The sequence below is a fragment of the Streptomyces tagetis genome, assembly GCF_018069565.1.
Lineage (GTDB): Bacteria > Actinomycetota > Actinomycetes > Streptomycetales > Streptomycetaceae > Streptomyces > Streptomyces tagetis.
Map to the genome: position 1 here is coordinate 1,431,236 of NZ_JAGPNL010000001.1, position 15,507 is coordinate 1,446,742.

Genomic DNA, 15,507 nt, shown 5'->3' on the forward strand with positions numbered 1-15,507 from the left:
GTGGAGGCGATCGTGGCGGCGCAGAGAGGCCCCAACTCCCGTCTGCGCGAAGTCATCGACGCGGCCGACTGCACCTACGAGGCCCTCGCCCGGGACGTGCGACGTGTCGCCGCCGAGAACGGCGAGATCCTCCAGACCAACAAGTCGGCCATCTCGCACTGGGTGAACGGCACCCGTGCCCCGTCGGGCCGGGTAGGCCAGTACCTGGCCGAGGCGCTGTCCCGCCGAGCGGGGCGCACGGTCACCCAGACCGAGATCGGCCTCCAGGCCGGTGATGACGAAGAGTCGGCGGAATCCGACCCCGTCCTCGCGGTCACCGACCTGGGCCGGGCCGACGTCGAGCGCCGCCGCTTCCTCGCCATCGCGGCCTTCACCACCGCCGGCGTCGCCATGCCGCTTGGCTACGACCATGAGGGCACCGCCCGCATGCTCCGCGCCCGCACCGGCACGTCCCTGGTCGGAGCGGAGGACGTGGACGTCGTACGCCAGATCACTGCGGCCTTCAGCGCCGCCGACGAGCGCCTCGGCGGCGGGCACGGCCTGACCACCGTCACCGCGTACCTCGCCGACACCGCCGCCCCCATGCTGCGCGGACGCTTCCCCAGCGAAGCCTTACGCCGGGCCGCCTTCGGCGCCGTCGCCGAACTCGCCTACCTCGCAGGCTGGAAGCACCACGACCTCGGCCAGGAAGGCGCGGCTCAGCGCTACTACCAGGTCGGCTACAAGCTCGCGTGCGAAGCAGACCCCTATGGCCATGCCGCCTGGATGATGCGGGCCCTCGCCCACCAGGCCCTCAGCCTCAAGCAGCCCCACCACTGCGTAGACCTCGTCGAAGGCGCCCTACGCACGGGTCTCGGCCACGTCGACGGCCAGACCGAGGCCCTCCTCCACATCACCCACGCCCGCGCCTACGCCGCCACCGACGAGAACTCCTTGGCCGCGCGCGCCCTGCTCGCCGCCGAGGACGCCCTCCTCCGCGACGACGGTCCCCAGCCCAGCTACTCCCGCGTTAGCGGCCCCGCCGCCGGCACCGTGGCCAGCCACACCGCCCGCACCCTGACCGACCTCGCCGACCACATCGGCACCGAACAACAGCACCGCGACGCCCTCACTCGCTGGGACCCCGAGAAGTACAAGCGGGTTCACGCGCTCACCCACGCCGACCTCGGCGACAGCCTCGCCGCTCAGGCCCGCGCCGACGAAGCCGTCGCCGCCTGGACTCAGGCCCTGATCCTCATGGAGGGCATGACCTCCGACCGCACCCGCAAGGCGATCACCTCAATCCGCTCCACGCTCGCGGTCTACCAGCGCCGCAAGGTGCCTGGCGCCGCCGATCTCGCCCGCCGCGCCCGCGAGGCCCTCGCCTAACATGCCCAACAACCCGCCCGACGAAGGGAACACCGTGGCCCAGCAGACCGACGACCAGCCGAAGGCCCTCAAGCCGGCGCTCGAATCGATGACCCTGCTGGTTGCCGCTGTCATCGTCCACGACAAGGCCACCAACCGCGTCGTCCTCCTCCAGCGCAGCGAGAACGCCAAGTTCGCCCAGGGCATGTGGGACCTCCCGGTCGGCAAGAGCGAACCGGGCGAGCCCATCACCGAAACCGCGGTCCGCGAGCTCTACGAGGAGACCGGCCTCACAGTGAAGCCCGAGTCCCTCAAGGTCGCCCACATCATCCACGGCGCCCGGGGCGTCGAAGCCCCCAACGGCTTCCTCACGGTCGTCTTCGCCGCCCACGAATGGACCGGCGAACCCGAAAACCGCGAGCCCCGCAAGCACTCCCAAGTCCGCTGGGTCGACGCCAACGCCATCCCCGACGCCTTCGTAGATACCACGGCAAGTGCTCTCAGCCACTACCTGGATGGAGGCGCACAAGTTTCACTTGATGGCTGGCTGCAGATGTAGCGAGCAGAAAGAACGAGGGTTGACCTCTCGATAGGCCGAAAACAAGCAGACGCACCGAAATGCTATCCCCTAAAACAGATTTCAAGGACGGCGGAGCTATGACTAGCAATGACCTGGTTCTCATCGATCAGCTCCTCAAGCAGCGACAGCAGGAGCGAGTGACCCCGCTCGCCGATGACAAAGCATTTGAAGTTTTTGCTTGCGAACAGGCGGTGACTCTCGGAGAGCTGTCGCTGGAGGAAATCGAGGCAGGAGTTCTCGGAGGTGGTGACGACGGGGCTATCGACGGGGTCTATGTCTTCCTGGGTGAACAACTGCTGATGGAAGATAGCGAAGTCCTCACGGAAGATTTCAAGGCGACGACTGTTGAGCGCGGCACGCGGCTGACGCTTTGGATGGTTCAGGCCAAGACTACTCCGTCATTTACGGAAACTGCCCTCGATCTGGTTTCCTCGTCTGCTCGTCGCCTTCTCGACTTGTCCGCGTCTGAAGAGGACTTGCGTCAGCTCTATAATGATTCTGTTGTTGAGCGGGTTGGGCGGTTCCGTACCGCATTGCGGGCGCTGGCCACGAGGCATCCGAAAATTGAAATTCGGTTCTCGTATGTAACGCGCGGGGAAGCTGAAACGGTTAATGCTAAAGTCCTAATCAAGGTGCGTGACTTGGAGTCGCAATTCTCCAGGGTTATGGCCGGTGCAGTGGGGAAAGTGGAGCTTCTGGGGGCGGCAGAACTCTGGAAGCGCGCCAACTCTGCACCCTCCTACACTTTGACACTCCCCTTCCAGGAAAGTATCACGCATGGTACTAGCCATATCGTGCTCGTCAAGATTCGAGACTACCTGGCATTCTTGCGTGATGAGGATGGTTCTCTGCGGCGCCATATCTTTGACTGGAATGTGCGTGACTACCAGGGCGAAGTCGAAGTAAATCGCGAGATTCGAGCTTCGCTAGTAGATGATAACGCTCCTCAGTTCTGGTGGCTTAATAACGGTGTCACCATCGTGTGTTCCCGGGTTTCCACCGTGGGTAAGGAGCACTCTCTCGATGACGTGCAAATTGTCAATGGCTTGCAGACCTCTCACACCTTGCACCGAACGCTAGAAGAACTGGCTGTTAGTGACGCAGAACACCCTGCACTCGAACGCTTGCTCCAGGTCCGGGTGCTGGTGACGGAGGATGCCAGCGTCCGTGACAAGGTAATTCGAGCCACGAACCGTCAGACCAGCGTTCCGGTTGCTTCATTGCATGCCACGGATGAAATTCAGCGCCAGATCGAGAAATTTTTCCTGGAAAATGACTGGTTCTATGATCGCCGTAAGAATTACTACCGGAATCAGGGTCGACCTGCAGGTCGAGTGGTGAGTATCCCGCTGCTGGCTCAGGCTGTTATGGCGATGGGGCTCAGCCAGTCACATAACTCTCGCTCTCGGCCATCCAGTTTGCTCAAGGATGATACCGAATATAAGCGAATCTTCTCCGCCGGCATTCCCCTCAACGTTTACCTATGGCTTGCGCGAACTCAGAGCGAGGTAGATTCCTTCCTCTCGTCTGAGGCCGCCGGTGCTCCTGCGGCCGAGCGAACCAATCTGCGCTTTCACTTGGCCATGCTGGCTGTGGCTGAACTGATGGGTCGACGGGTCCGTAGCCCGAAGCAGCTCAAGCAACTTGCCGCTGATGATCAGCACAGTACCCCGGAGCTCCTTTTGGGGCAGCTGCGATTTCTTCGTGGTCACTTTGAGGAGCACGCCAGCCGTACTGGCGACACGCAGGACAAGATCGCGAAGCGTTCCGATTTTGTGGAATCTCTTCTCGGAGCAGCCGGCTACCTCTGAGTATTTGGGCCATCCCAGAGAGCGTGCGTGGCAGCGTCGGTGCTATTCCGTGTGCAATGGATAAACTCGTCGCAGGCGCCGAATTCCTGGTAGTTCCGCTGGGCCTTGATCAGGGAGACCTGGTTCGCGCCGCCGCCCATGGTCGGCCAGCGGAACTGGACCCCGTCGTCCTCCCAGAAGCAGACGGGGCAGATCTCGTACGAGCCGGGCATCGCGTCCAGCACGGGGTGCCCGCAGCAGGGACAGGGGTAGCGGTCGCTCACCTGGGCAGTCTCCTTGCCGGTTCCGCCGGTGCGCCATGGTTTTCTTGGCTTCCGCCCGCCCGGCCAGTCCGCAGCCAGTCCGCAGGACACCCGTAAACGGCCGTCGGGAGCCAACGCATGCCAACGAGGAATCCCAGGTCAGGGCCATGCGCGAGGCTCTGTCGCAGGTCAGGATCTGGCTTCAGACGTTTGGCTTCAACGTGTAGCGGGTGATATGCCACCACGTTGCTGATCTGGCAAACGTGCAGGTCAGAAGGGGGCCGACTTCTCGGATTCGGGCCCTGGTTTTTCCCGTACCGGGATGCCGTGAGGTCCCCGTGCTGGACCGCGGGCCACAGCTCTGCGAGAGGGTGTGCGGGAGTGGTCGACCGGTCCACGCTCACACTTTCTTCACGGTCGGCCGGATCTGAAGACTCTCGGGGAGACGAATCCGCACGTGCCCGACGTTGTCGATCTCCTTGCCGGAGCGCGTCCTGAAGAAAAGCGTCGCCTGGGCGCTGACCGGGTTGTTCACCCGTGCGGAGATTCTCGGGGAAGCCGATCTGGCCGCCGCCCCGGCCCGAGGCCCCGTGATCGCTCCGCGCCTCCGTCCCGCCTCGTCCCCTCTCCCCTTCTTCCCCGAGGAGCTGAATCGATGGATCAGGCCAATCCTTTCGACACCGCGGACCGCCTTGCTGCACCGCAGCGAATACCGGAGACCCCGACCGTCGGCGGCGAGGTGCGGCTGATGGAGGAACGGAGCGCTGCGGCCTGATGTCGGGCTCGGACATCGCGGTCACAGGGCTGGGACTGGTGACCCCCGCGGGCATCGGCGTGGAGACCTGCTGGGGCACCGTCCGCGCGGGCAAGCCGGCCGCCGCGCCGGATCCCGTCCTGCACGACCAGCCCGTACGGATCTCCTGCCGAGTACCCGGATTCGATGCCGAGCGGCTGCTCGGGGCCCGGCGGGCCCACCGCCTCGACCGGTTCGTGCAGTTCGCCCTGGTGGCGGGGGGCGAGTCGGTCGCCGATGCCGGACTGGACCCCGGTACCTGGGACGGTGCCCGGGTGGGGGTGGTGCTGGGCTCGACGGGCGGCGGATCGGGGACCGTGGAGGAACAGCACCGGGTGCTGCGGGAGAAGGGGCTGGGCCTGGTCTCGCCGCTGCTGCTGCCCATGCAACTGCCCAACATGGTGGCGGGGTAAGTGGCGATCGAGTTCGCCGCGCGCGGGTCCAATCTGGTGGTCGCCACCGCCTGCGGCTCCGGGGCGAGCGCCATCGGCACCGCGCGGACCTGCTGACCCTCGACCGTTGTGACATCGTGCTCACCGGCGGCAGCGAGGCCCTGGTCACTCCGCTCGTCATGGCCGGGTTCGCCAAGATGAAGGCGCTGTCGCGGCGGCTCGACGACCCGGCGGGCGCCTCCCGCCGCGACGAAGCCGACCGGGACGGCTTCGTCGCGGCGGAGGGCGCGGGCGTGCTGGTGCTGGAACGGAGCCGGGACGCGCGGGCCTGCGGGGCCCGGCTCCGCGCCCGGATCGTGGGCTACGGGGCCAGCGCCGACGCCCACCACATCACCTCGCCTGATCCGGACGGTACCGGGCTGTCGCTGGCGATGCGCTCGGCCCTCGCGGACGCGGGGGCGGGCCCGCGAGACGTCGGCCACGTCAACGCCCACGGCACCTCCACGCCTCTCAACGACCTGGTGGAGGCCCAAGTCGTCGGACGGCTCCTGCCGCAGCGACCGCTGGCCACCTCCACCAAGGGGGTGACCGGACACCTGATGGGGGCCGCGGGTGCGGTGGAGGCCGCGTTCACCGTGCTGTCGGTGGAGCACGGTCTGGTGCCGCCCACGGCAAATCTCAGCCAACTGGACCGCGCGTCGACGTCGACGTGGCGCGTTCGGCCGAGGCCGTCGCCGTCGACCTGACGCTCAGCAACTCCTGTGGATTCGGGCGACAGAATGCCGTGCTGGCCGTGGCTCGAGCGTGACCCGGCCGACGGGAGTCAGGGGTCGCGCCCGGTGGCCTCCTCGTCGAGCGGCGGTGCGCGACACCCATCCCCGGGATGTGACCTGTTCTCGTACGTGGGATCCGTTCTCGCCACGGCGGCGTCGACACCCCGGTGCCGCGATGGCACGATCCTCACCGCATGTAACGAACCACTCACCCGCATAGGAAAGGAAGCACACCATGTCCCCTTCCGAGACATCAGCCCCCGCCCTCGCCGATCTCTTGGCGGCGATGCCCTTCGCGGCCCGCCTGGGCGTGGAACTCCACGAGGCTGTCCCCGACCGGGCCGTGGGCAGCCTGGGCTGGTCCCCGGAGTCCTGCACCGTGGGCGGCGTGCTGCACGGGGGCGCGCTGATGGCGCTGGCCGACTCGGTCGGAGCCGTCTGCGCCTATCTCAACCTTCCGCCGGGCGCGGGCACGTCCACGGTGGAGTCGAAGACCAACTTCCTGCGCGGAGTGGCCTCCGGGCGGGTCCATGCGACGGCCCGCCCGCTGCACGTCGGCGGCACCCTGGTCGTCGTCCAGACCGACCTGCGCGATGACAAGGACCGCCTCGTCGGGCAGACCACCCAGACCCAGATCGTGCTCGCCCCGAAGGATGGCGCCAGGGGCTGACCCGTACACGGGGACGGCGGCGCCCGCGTCCCTTTCGGCCGGGCGGCCACGCCGCACCCTCACGTACGTCTCTCCGACCGGAAGGTAAGCAGCCATGGCCGCTGAACAACACCCCTGCGCGTCGGCATCCTCCTCCCCACCCGGGAGCAGGCCATCTCCGACAGCGTCGCCGCCTTCCCCCTGCTGGACTTCGCCCGTCAGGCCGAGTCCCTCGGCTTCGACTCACTGTGGACGGGCGACTCGCTGACCGCCCGGCCGCGACTGGATCCCCTGGTGGTGCTGGCCGCCGCCGGGGCGGTCACCTCCCGCATCGTCCTGGGCACCCGCGGCACTCACGCCCGCCCTACGCCATCCGCTGATCGGCGCCAACACGATCGTCGCACTGGACCACGTGTGCGGATCACGCCTGGTTCTCGGTCTCGGTTCGGGCTTTTCCGTGCCGGAGACCGAGGAGGAGTTCCGTGCGGTGAGGGCGGAGTTCTCCGGCCGCGCGGGCCGCCTGGATGGGACCGTCGCCCTGTGGCACACCGCCTGGCAGCGGCCGGAAGACGGCGGCAGCGTCGACTTCACCGGGCGGCACTTCCAGGCCGAGGGCCTGGACCGGCTGCCGCCGCCGCACGGGCCGGGCGGGCCGCCCCTGTGGCTGGCGGGCAGCGGCACCCCGCGCGTCGTGGAGCGAGTGGCCCGCCACTACGACGGCTGGATGCCGTTCCTGCCGTACGCCCGTGCCTACGGCGAGGCGCGGGACCGCGTCCAGCGGACGCGGGAGGCGGCCGGCCGGCGGACGCCGTCACGCCCGCCCTGTACGACACGCTCACCGTCGACCCGGACCCCGCACGGGCGCGCGCCGTGATGGAGGACTACATCCTCCATTACCACGGGCGCACCCTCGACCAGATGTCCGCGATCCAGACGTCCTGCTGGCGCAGCGCCGAGGCGTGCGCCCGGTGGCTCGCCCAGTACGTACGGGCCGGTGCCCGTCAACTGATCATCCGCGTCGGCTCGTTGAGGCCGGAGAACCAGCTCAAGGAGATCGCCACCGTGGTCCTGCCGTGGCTGCGCGTACTGGGCTGACGGCGACGGTGCGACAGGGGGGCGAGCACCGAGCCGTTCCCGGCACTCATCTGCCGATTCGTGAACGCGGCGTACGGGGCGGGCCGTTGACCGGTCTGTCCCGTACGGCGCGTTCAGGACATGAAAGCAGGGATCACGCCCGAGTGGTTTCCGGCAGCCAGCTCGGCGTCGAACATGAGTCTCGAGAGTCCTTACGCGGTACGCTTCGTAGCGGGCGGCTGCCTGCCTGCATAAATCGGTCTCCACGAATCCACCGAAGACTGGGCCGCGCCACCTCACGAGGGCCGCCCGCAGTAGTCCGGCTAATTCAGGGGGAGGAATATCGGGGCGGGCTTCGACCTCACTCACGACTCTGACGAATTTCATCGCGTCGAGTTCCCCAGGGGCCAGAGTCAACCGGTAGCCGGTCGGGTGCGTGGCCAGCCGAGGGGTCGGACGATCCGGTTCGAGAGCACGCAATCGGTGCCGCAGCCATGCTGACATGGGCTTGCAGGGCGTTGGTCTGCATGTCTTCACCGTCCGCCCGACCTGGCCCGGTCGGCCCTCCACACACAATGCCCGCTCACGCGCGCGTTAGCCGTTCTTTTCTGGACAACCGGCGTTTCCCGCCCCCGGTGCCGAGACACCGTCAAAAGACCAACGGGGCAACCGGACGCTCGCCCCGTTCAGATGGTCAGAATGACATCAGTTGTATATCGGGCGAATGTCAGGGTCGCCCGTCGAATAGCGCGGACGGTCTTGAGAACGGCACTTCTGATCCTTCCGAGGGCTGCGCGGCGGCACGGTGCTCGGTCTGGACCGGCCGCACGCCCTGCGCTTCCTCCCGCACGCCGACCGCGACTGGCACCGACCGGGCCCTGCCGAGGTGTGGGGCCGGATGGGCCGTCGTCCCGATGAAGCCCTGATCCGTAAGCCCTCCTACGGGGCGTTCTACGACACCCCCCTCGACACAATGCTGCGCAACCTCGACCGCGACACGGTCATCGTCACGGGAACGCTTACCAACTACTGCTGCGGCACCACGGCCCGGCAGGCATACGAACGCGGCTACAAGGTCGTCTTCGGGTCCGATGTCACGGCCACCGATGACGAGTCGCGACAGGAACCGGAACTCGCTGTGCTGCGGCAGGGTTTCGCGCTCGTACCGACCACCGAAGAGATCACCAACCGACTGACCGCAGCCACCTCGGCATCAGACGACGAGAAGCGGGCGAGCGCGGAGTGAGCGCACGGTGCGCGGCCGGCCGCCGCCCTGGGGCCGGGGCCGGGTGGCGTGCCGGCAGACGATGAGGTCGCGGTGCTGGCGCAGGACCGTGTCCGGCCGGATCAGATCGCATCCGGCGTAGCACCTCGCGGGACACGCTGTGGAGCAACGACGCCGGGAACGCCTGGTCGCCGACGTCGAACCGGACCCGCTGCCCGCCCAGCCGCCGCTCCAGGACGGCGATCTGATGGCGCAGGGCAAGGATTTTGATGTCCTTCTCCCAGTCGCTCGTTGGTAGCAGCCGCCGCATTGGGAACGCGCTCGTCATGCACGGGTACGTCAGTCTCAACAGCACGGCCGATCACCATGCCGCCTCCGCCGTCCCCCGGGCGAGACGCCGACTCGGGCAACCAACGGGCACGCGGCATGAGCAGCCGGATCAGAGTTTCCCGATCCTGTACGTGCGTCAGGCCAGGGTTCCGCCGGCCCGGTGCAGGTAGCTGAAGTCGTGGTCCCGGCGGGCCCTGCTGATCGGGCGGATCTCGCGAGTGGCCACGTTCAGCGCGTAGCCGCCCACCGCTCCCAGCACCCAGGTCAGGCCAGGCTGCACCACGCTTCCGGCGGCGGCCGCGAGGGCCAGGGTCACCATCACGGACCGGTTGACCCACACCATCCGGCTGCTCCTGGCCGCCGCCCGGTAGTCCTCGACGGACTCTTCGATCTCCCGGTGCAACTGGGCCAGGACGTCGGCGGGGTGCTCGTAGTGGCGACGGAGGTCCCCGAGCATGCGGTGTAGAGCCCGCATCAGGCGGTGCCGCTCGTCGGCGTATCGCTCACGGAAGGCGACGACGTCGACGGTCGGGGTGCCGGGGGCGGGCACGGGCAGCAACTTGCCTAGCTCCAGCTCCCAGGCGGGCAGCCGGTCCTCGCCGGCGGGGCTCAGGGCCCAGGCGTACGCGTCCGCGCGGTCGGTGCAGGGGACGTACGAGACCCGGCGGTCGGCGGCGATCTCGCGGGCCAGGGTGCCGATGACCAGTTGTTGGACCTCCGGCGGGACGACGAGGCTCCAGGGGCCCCGCCTGTTCGGCCAGGCCAGGCCGAGTGAGAGGAGTTCCCGCTACAGCCAAAGGCTCGTCTTCGAGTTGTAGAGGTACGCGTCCGGGAAGGAAAGCTGTCGGCGGTTCGGGTAGGCAGCCATCCTGCGCAGCTCCTGCACCAGGAACCGGGAAGCCTGGCCGTGGCCCCATTCAGGGTCTTCCAGCTCCTCCATGCTGTCCCGGTCAAAGGTGAGGGGCGTGTACAGGCGCTGTTCCCGCAGCTCGTTCAGCTCCGCGGGCACGGCGAAGCGGTACTCCCGGTGACCCTGCGGCACGATGGACGCGATGCCGTCCCAGTAGAGCAGCGCTTGGTGCAGGATCTCCGTCGGCGGCTTGACCAGCGGGTAGTACAGCAGGACGGCCAAGAGGACTCCCTGTCCGCGAACTCACCGCCCGATGGCGGGACTTCACGTCAGCGGATGCCGCGCGGGAACCGTCGGCACTCGGGCTGCCGGTGACGGGCGGCCGGGCGGCGACGTCCGCGATGGCTTCCCAAGGCCCCCGCTTGTTAGTTTAGCCTTGCCTATGTTGATCGGGCTGCCGAGCGGGCCCGAGAGGGTGTCAAGTGGTGTGGGGCGGGCGGATGGACGGCGTGTGGTGAGGGCGCGGGGACTTTCCGGAAGGGAGCGACCACGGGCGTTACGTCCGGAGGGCGGCGGAAGGCCGGGACCCCGCATCGCCGCGGTGTCCGGCGGGTCCACCGGCTCTCCCGCGTGCGCCGGCCCGGCTGCCGCGGCCCGGTGAGCGGCCCCATGGCGCAGGAAACGTCTCCGCCGTCGGCGGCTGCCGTCGCGTCCCAACCGGCCCCCGTCCGGGTCCTGTTCCGCGGCGGCGGTCTTCTCGGTCTCGGCTGCGTGCTCTTCCTGCTGGTGCTGCTGAGCACCTGGCTGGGCACCAAGGACACCTCCCTCGCGCAGGTGTGGAGCGCGCTGTGGGGGGACGACGGCTCGTACGCCACCGGCGTCATCCGTGAACTGCGGCTGCCGCGCACGCTGGTGGGGCTTCTGGTCGGTGCCTCCCTCGGCGTCGCCGGGGCGCTGATGCAGACCGTCACCCGCAATCCGCTCGCCGACCCGGGCATCCTCGGGGTCAACGCCGGGGCCTCGGCGGCGGTGGTGTTCGCGATCGGGGTCATCGGGCTCGGCGACTTCACGTCCCTGGTCTGGTTCTCGTTCCTCGGCGCGGCCTTCGCGAGCGTCGTGGTCTACGTCCTGGGCGCCTCGGGCCGGGGCGGGCCGACGCCGGTGCGGCTGACGCTGGCGGGCGCGGCCATCAGCGCCAGCCTCGGGGGAGTGATCGCGGGGCTGACCGTGTTCGACGCGGCGACCTACGACTTCCTGCGGTTCTGGATGGTCGGCTCGCTCGCCGGACGCAGTCCCGAACTCGTCCTGGAACTCGTGCCGTTCGTCCTCGTCGGGGTGGTGGCCGCGATGGTCCTCGCGCCCTCCCTGAACGCGCTCGCCCTCGGCGACGAGCTGGGCAGGGGGCTCGGCGTCCATCTCGGCCGGGTCCGCGCCGGGACCGTGGTCACCGTCACCCTGCTCTGCGGGGCGGCGACCGCCGCGGCCGGGCCGATCGGCTTCGTCGGTCTCGTGGTCCCCCTGATCGCACGCCGGCTCACCGGCCCCGACCTTCGCTGGTCGCTGCCGTACTGCGTGCTCATGGGGCCGGTCCTCGTGCTGGTCTCCGACATCGTGGGCCGGGTGGTCCTGCCGACGGGCGAGCTGGAGGTCGGCGCGGTGACGGCGGTCGTCGGGGCGCCGGTGTTCATCGCGATGGTGCGACGGTTCAAGAAGGTGTCCCTGTGACGGTGACGCAGACGAAGCCGGCGAAGACGTCCGGGTCCGCCCGGCCCGTGCTGTCGGTGCGCTGGGGCCGGCTCTCCTTCCGCCTGCACCGCCGTACGGCCGCGGTGGGGGCGGCCTCCCTGGCGGTGTCGGCGCTGCTCCTCGCGGTGAGCCTGTGCACCGGCGCCTACGCGGTGGCGCCCGGGGACGTCGCGCGGGCCCTGTTCTTCGGCACCGGCGAACGGCTGGCGGTGCACTTCGTCAACCAGGAGCGGCTGCCCCAGGCGCTGCTCGCCGTCCTCGTCGGCTGCGCGCTCGGCATCAGCGGCGCCATCTTCCAGAACGTCTCCCGCAACCCGCTGGCCAGTCCCGACGTCATCGGCTTCAACAGCGGTGCCGCGACCGGCGCCATCACGGCCATCGTGTTCGGCGGCGGCGCCGCCGCGACCGCCGCCGGCGCGATCGGCGGGGGCCTCGCCACGGCGGCGGTCGTGTTCCTGCTCGCCGGCAGCGGGGGGTTCAACGGGGTGCGGCTGGTCCTGATCGGGCTCGGCGTCACGGCCATGCTCGGTTCCGTCAACTCCTACCTGCTCACGCGCTCCACCCTGCACAACGCGCAGAACGCGCACGTCTGGCTGATCGGCACGTTCAACGGCCGCTCCTGGAGTTCCGTCCAGATCATGGCGGTGGCGCTCGCCGCTCTGCTGCCGGCCTCCGTCGTCCTCAACCGGCAGTTGCGGATACTGGAGATGGGCGACGACCTGGCCCACGGGCTCGGTGTCCGGGTGATCCGGGCGCGGCTGGCCCTCACCCTGCTCGGGGTGGGGCTGTGCGGTGTCGCGGTGGCGAGCGCCGGACCGGTGCCGTTCGTGGCGCTCGCCGCGCCGCAGATCGCGCTGATGCTCACCCGGGGACCGGTGAGCGTGATCGCCGCGGGCGTCACGGGGGCCGCCCTCCTGTCGGGTGCGCATCTCGTCTCCCACCAGTTCCTTCCGCTGCTCGCCCGTCTCCATCTGGTCGCGGAGACGCAGCGCGACGGGCAGTTGCCGGTAGGCGTCACGACCGGCGTGCTCGGCGGTGCCTACCTCGCCTGGGTGCTCTTCCACCGGCGCCGTGCCGGGGCGGTCTGACACCGGTCCGGGGGGAAGGGGCACGTCGGTCGGCGAGCCCCTTCCGGGCCGGTCCCGTGAGGCCCCAAGGGGCTTGTTCCGTACGGGAGTTGATGGCCTGAAGTGGCGGGTGGTGTGGTATTGCTCCCCTCGAATAACTAAGGCTAGGCTTACCTAAGTTGACTCGAAGGAGGAGTTGTGACCAACCCGTTCGAGGACGAGGACGGCGTGTACCTGGTACTCGTCAACGACGAAGGACAGCACTCTCTCTGGCCCTCTTTCGCGGAGGTTCCCGCCGGATGGACCGTGGTCCACGGCGAGGACACCCGCACCGGGTGCCTGGAGTACGTCGAGAAGAACTGGACCGATCTCCGGCCCAAGAGCCTGATCGAGAGCATGGCTGCCGACGCCTCATGACCACCTCGTCGACATCCGGCCGGGACCTGCTCGGCAGACGCGGCTTCCTCGTCGGCGTCGGCACGGCCGGCACGGGTGCCGCCCTGGGAACGGGCGTCCTGCTCACCCGGGGCGGCCCCGCGGCCGGGCCCGTCCCGCCCCGGCCCGCCCTCATGACCGCCGCGCTCGGCACCCCGCTCGCCACCCTCCCGCACGCCGTCGAACAGGCCCGCGCGGCCGGGAACCGGGCCGGCGGCGCCGCCGGCCGGGCCGCGGCGGCGGCCACGGCACTCAGGCCCTTCGTCGACCGGCTGCCGGTGCCCCCGGTGCTGCGCGGCCGTGACGGCGCCCTGACCGTCTCCCTGCGCACCGCGAGCGTGCGGCTGCACCGGGACCTGCCCGCCACCCGCCTGTGGACGTACGAAGGGTCCCACCTCGGCCCCACCATCGAGGCGCGCAGCGGCAGCCGGCTCCGCGTGGCCTGGGAGAACGACCTGACCGGTGCCTTCCCCGTCCCCGCGGTCCGCGTCCCCTTCTCCTACGAGGAGGGCCGGCCGCTGATGTGGGACCGCCCCGGACGCGAGGGCGGCACCCCGCGCGAGGACGTCGCCGCCCTGCCGCCCTGGACCGCCGTGCACCTGCACGGGGCGGTGACCGGCGGCGGCAACGACGGCTGGGCGGAGAACGCCGTCCTGCCCGCCGACGCCCAGCTCTCCGAGTACCGCAACCAGCAGCGCGCGAGCGGCCTGTGGTACCACGACCACGCCATGCACATCACCCACCTCAACGTGATGACCGGCCTGGCCGCGGGCCAGTACCTCGTCCGCGACGACGAGGAGGCCGGCCTGCGGCTGCCCCGGGGCGAACGCGAACTGCCCCTGGTCCTCTTCGACCGCAACCTCGACCTGGACGCGGACGGCGGGTTCACCGGGGGCCTGCTCTACAAGGGGATCGTGGTCGTCGACGACCCCTACGAACTGGTACGCCCCTTCACCGGCCCCTTCACGCTCGTCAACGGGAAGATCTGGCCGTACCAGGAGGTCGACGCCGGCTGGTACCGCCTCCGGCTGCTCAACGCCTCCAACAACCGGCCCTACCTGCTGAAACTCCTCGACGAGGAGGGCCGCCAGGTGCCCCCCGAGGCGTTCGTGCAGATCGGCACCGACGCCGGACTGCTGCCCGCGCCCGCGCCGCTCAAGGACGGCGTCTCCCTCACCCCCGCCGAACGGGCCGACGTCCTCGTGGACTTCTCCCGCTATCGCGGGCAGCGGCTGCGGCTGGCCAACACCCTGCCGGAACCGGGCATCCGCGCCGAGGTGCTGGAGTTCCGGGTCGGCTCACGCGCCGAGGGCGGCGGCTACTCCGTACCGGGAAGGCTCGCCCGCTCCTTCCGCCCCGTCGACCGGGGGAAACTCGCCGGGACCCGGGAGCGGATGGTGATGGTGACCCCCGTCTACCCCAAGGACCCCGAACTGTGGGAGATGGAGGAGACCGAGGCCCCCCAGGGCGAACTGCCCATCGACGGCATCGTCCAGTTCGAGGACGCCCTCGGCCGGGTGCGCACCTTCCGGCGCGTGTCGTCCACCTACGACGACCCCGTCGCCTTCACCGTCCCGGCGGGCTCCACCGAACGCTGGACCTTCCTCAGCCTGGAACAGTCCGAGGGCTCCTACCCCCACCCCATGCACCTGCACGCCACCGCCTTCCAGGGCCTCAGCCGCGACCTGTACGACGTCAGCACCTTCACCTTCTTCGAGCGCGAGGGCGGCGGCTACGGAGCCGGCACCTCCGCCCCGCTGAGACGGAAGGCGGCCCGCGCACTGACGCCCGCGGAGAAGGGCCCGAAGGACACCATCGCCCTGTACCCCGCGGAGATGATCACCGTGGCCGCCGAGTTCCAGGACGTGCCCGGCCGCTTCATGCACCACTGCCACATCTACGAGCACGAGGACATGATGATGATGCGCCCCTTCGTGGTGCAGCCGAGACAGGTCATCGCCCTCGCCCCGCACGGCGCCCACGGCACGCCACCCTCCGGCGGCACGTCCGCCGCGCGGCACGGACAGCACTGACCCCCCGCACACCACCGGACCGGGCACGACGCGCCCGAGGCCCCACCACCCGCGCTCCCCGCCCGGGTGGTGCCGGGCATGCCCCCGGCCCCGGTGACCGGTCCCCTCCGCAGCCCCTCACCGCCGGACCACGGTGAGACCGCACGCCGGGAGAATGCGC

The 15,507-nt window shown here is 69.4% G+C and carries 15 protein-coding genes and 3 pseudogenes; 13 read left to right on the forward strand and 5 right to left on the reverse strand.

Translation table 11 applies throughout. The features are described from left to right. The first annotated feature begins 12 nt into the window (after nt 1–12). The 3 genes from J5Y05_RS06210 to J5Y05_RS06220 all read left to right on the forward strand — a co-directional run bounded on the left by J5Y05_RS06210 (nt 13) and on the right by J5Y05_RS06220 (nt 3,738). A complete protein-coding gene (locus J5Y05_RS06210) occupies nt 13–1,368 on the forward strand; it encodes an NsdA family TPR-like regulatory protein (RefSeq protein WP_210868882.1) in 1,356 nt (451 codons plus the stop codon). 1 nt (nt 1,369) lies between these two features. After that, complete coding sequence (locus tag J5Y05_RS06215; protein ID WP_210868884.1) at nt 1,370–1,906, forward strand: NUDIX domain-containing protein; 537 nt, start codon at nt 1,370–1,372, stop codon at nt 1,904–1,906. 98 nt (nt 1,907–2,004) lie between these two features. Next, nucleotides 2,005–3,738, forward strand: a complete 1,734-nt coding sequence (locus tag J5Y05_RS06220) for an AIPR family protein (RefSeq protein WP_210868886.1) — start codon at nt 2,005–2,007, stop codon at nt 3,736–3,738. Here J5Y05_RS06220 and J5Y05_RS06225 read toward each other — a convergent pair. Together J5Y05_RS06225 and J5Y05_RS32170 are read right to left on the reverse strand one after the other, a co-directional pair. Further along, a complete protein-coding gene (locus J5Y05_RS06225; RefSeq protein ID WP_210868888.1) occupies nt 3,729–4,001 on the reverse strand; it encodes a CPCC family cysteine-rich protein in 273 nt (90 codons plus the stop codon). The genes J5Y05_RS06220 and J5Y05_RS06225 overlap by 10 nt on opposite strands. Before the next feature lie 379 nt (nt 4,002–4,380). Next, entirely contained in the window at nt 4,381–4,515 is a 135-nt protein-coding gene (locus tag J5Y05_RS32170) for a hypothetical protein (RefSeq protein ID WP_281730665.1), read from the reverse strand. 239 nt (nt 4,516–4,754) lie between these two features. Here J5Y05_RS32170 and J5Y05_RS32175 point away from each other — a divergent pair. From J5Y05_RS32175 to J5Y05_RS31600, 5 genes and pseudogenes are all read left to right on the forward strand, one after another. Beyond that, nucleotides 4,755–5,973: pseudogene (locus tag J5Y05_RS32175) on the forward strand (beta-ketoacyl-[acyl-carrier-protein] synthase family protein). Nucleotides 5,974–6,173: 200 nt separating this feature from the next. Continuing rightward, nucleotides 6,174–6,608 (forward strand): PaaI family thioesterase, encoded by a 435-nt coding sequence (locus J5Y05_RS06235; RefSeq protein WP_210868890.1) that lies wholly within the window; start codon nt 6,174–6,176, stop codon nt 6,606–6,608. Nucleotides 6,609–6,734: 126 nt separating this feature from the next. Next, nucleotides 6,735–6,920: pseudogene (locus J5Y05_RS32180) on the forward strand (LLM class flavin-dependent oxidoreductase); the annotation flags it as partial. Nucleotides 6,921–6,990: 70 nt separating this feature from the next. Then, nucleotides 6,991–7,461, forward strand: coding sequence for an LLM class flavin-dependent oxidoreductase (locus tag J5Y05_RS32185; protein WP_281730691.1), 471 nt, complete (start codon nt 6,991–6,993; stop codon nt 7,459–7,461). Beyond that, a complete protein-coding gene (locus J5Y05_RS31600) occupies nt 7,461–7,682 on the forward strand; it encodes a hypothetical protein (protein ID WP_247614049.1) in 222 nt (73 codons plus the stop codon). Before J5Y05_RS32185 ends, J5Y05_RS31600 begins: the two co-directional genes overlap by 1 nt. A gap of 174 nt (nt 7,683–7,856) precedes the next feature. Here J5Y05_RS31600 and J5Y05_RS32585 read toward each other — a convergent pair. After that, nucleotides 7,857–8,165, reverse strand: a pseudogene (locus J5Y05_RS32585) (AfsR/SARP family transcriptional regulator); the annotation flags it as partial. A 301-nt stretch (nt 8,166–8,466) separates the two neighbouring features. On the opposite strand from J5Y05_RS32585, the gene J5Y05_RS06250 reads away from it, so the two are divergent. Beyond that, on the forward strand, nt 8,467–8,907 hold the full coding sequence (locus J5Y05_RS06250; protein ID WP_307853720.1) for a cysteine hydrolase family protein: 441 nt from the start codon (nt 8,467–8,469) through the stop codon (nt 8,905–8,907). Nucleotides 8,908–9,352: 445 nt separating this feature from the next. Here the strand turns inward: J5Y05_RS06250 and J5Y05_RS06255 are convergent, their stop codons facing one another. Beyond that, nucleotides 9,353–9,982, reverse strand: coding sequence for a DUF6236 family protein (locus J5Y05_RS06255; RefSeq protein WP_307853770.1), 630 nt, complete (start codon nt 9,980–9,982; stop codon nt 9,353–9,355). 21 nt (nt 9,983–10,003) lie between these two features. After that, entirely contained in the window at nt 10,004–10,348 is a 345-nt protein-coding gene (locus J5Y05_RS06260) for a hypothetical protein (RefSeq protein ID WP_210868893.1), read from the reverse strand. A gap of 387 nt (nt 10,349–10,735) precedes the next feature. Between J5Y05_RS06260 and J5Y05_RS06265 the strand changes: the two genes are divergently transcribed. The 4 genes from J5Y05_RS06265 to J5Y05_RS06280 all read left to right on the forward strand — a co-directional run bounded on the left by J5Y05_RS06265 (nt 10,736) and on the right by J5Y05_RS06280 (nt 15,347). Beyond that, on the forward strand, nt 10,736–11,791 hold the full coding sequence (locus J5Y05_RS06265) for a FecCD family ABC transporter permease (protein ID WP_210868895.1): 1,056 nt from the start codon (nt 10,736–10,738) through the stop codon (nt 11,789–11,791). 2 nt (nt 11,792–11,793) lie between these two features. Continuing rightward, nucleotides 11,794–12,900, forward strand: coding sequence for a FecCD family ABC transporter permease (locus tag J5Y05_RS06270; RefSeq protein WP_307853721.1), 1,107 nt, complete (start codon nt 11,794–11,796; stop codon nt 12,898–12,900). A 177-nt stretch (nt 12,901–13,077) separates the two neighbouring features. Next, nucleotides 13,078–13,296 (forward strand): MbtH family protein, encoded by a 219-nt coding sequence (locus tag J5Y05_RS06275; protein WP_210868900.1) that lies wholly within the window; start codon nt 13,078–13,080, stop codon nt 13,294–13,296. After that, the gene (locus J5Y05_RS06280) at nt 13,293–15,347 is read left to right on the forward strand and encodes a multicopper oxidase family protein (RefSeq protein WP_210868902.1); all 2,055 of its coding nucleotides are present in this window, start codon (nt 13,293–13,295) and stop codon (nt 15,345–15,347) included. The genes J5Y05_RS06275 and J5Y05_RS06280 overlap by 4 nt, the downstream gene beginning before the upstream one ends. The last annotated feature ends 160 nt before the right edge of the window (nt 15,348–15,507 follow it).

What these genes read in the sequence shown, in the direction of transcription:
- J5Y05_RS06235 (WP_210868890.1), top strand. Translation starts at nt 6,174, where the DNA reads ATGTCCCCTTCCGAGACATCAGCCCCCGCCCTCGCCGATCTCTTGGCG.
- J5Y05_RS06265 (WP_210868895.1), top strand. Translation starts at nt 10,736, where the DNA reads ATGGCGCAGGAAACGTCTCCGCCGTCGGCGGCTGCCGTCGCGTCCCAA.
- J5Y05_RS06220 (WP_210868886.1), top strand. Translation starts at nt 2,005, where the DNA reads ATGACTAGCAATGACCTGGTTCTCATCGATCAGCTCCTCAAGCAGCGA.
- J5Y05_RS31600 (WP_247614049.1), top strand. Translation starts at nt 7,461, where the DNA reads ATGGAGGACTACATCCTCCATTACCACGGGCGCACCCTCGACCAGATG.
- J5Y05_RS06215 (WP_210868884.1), top strand. Translation starts at nt 1,370, where the DNA reads ATGCCCAACAACCCGCCCGACGAAGGGAACACCGTGGCCCAGCAGACC.
- J5Y05_RS06280 (WP_210868902.1), top strand. Translation starts at nt 13,293, where the DNA reads ATGACCACCTCGTCGACATCCGGCCGGGACCTGCTCGGCAGACGCGGC.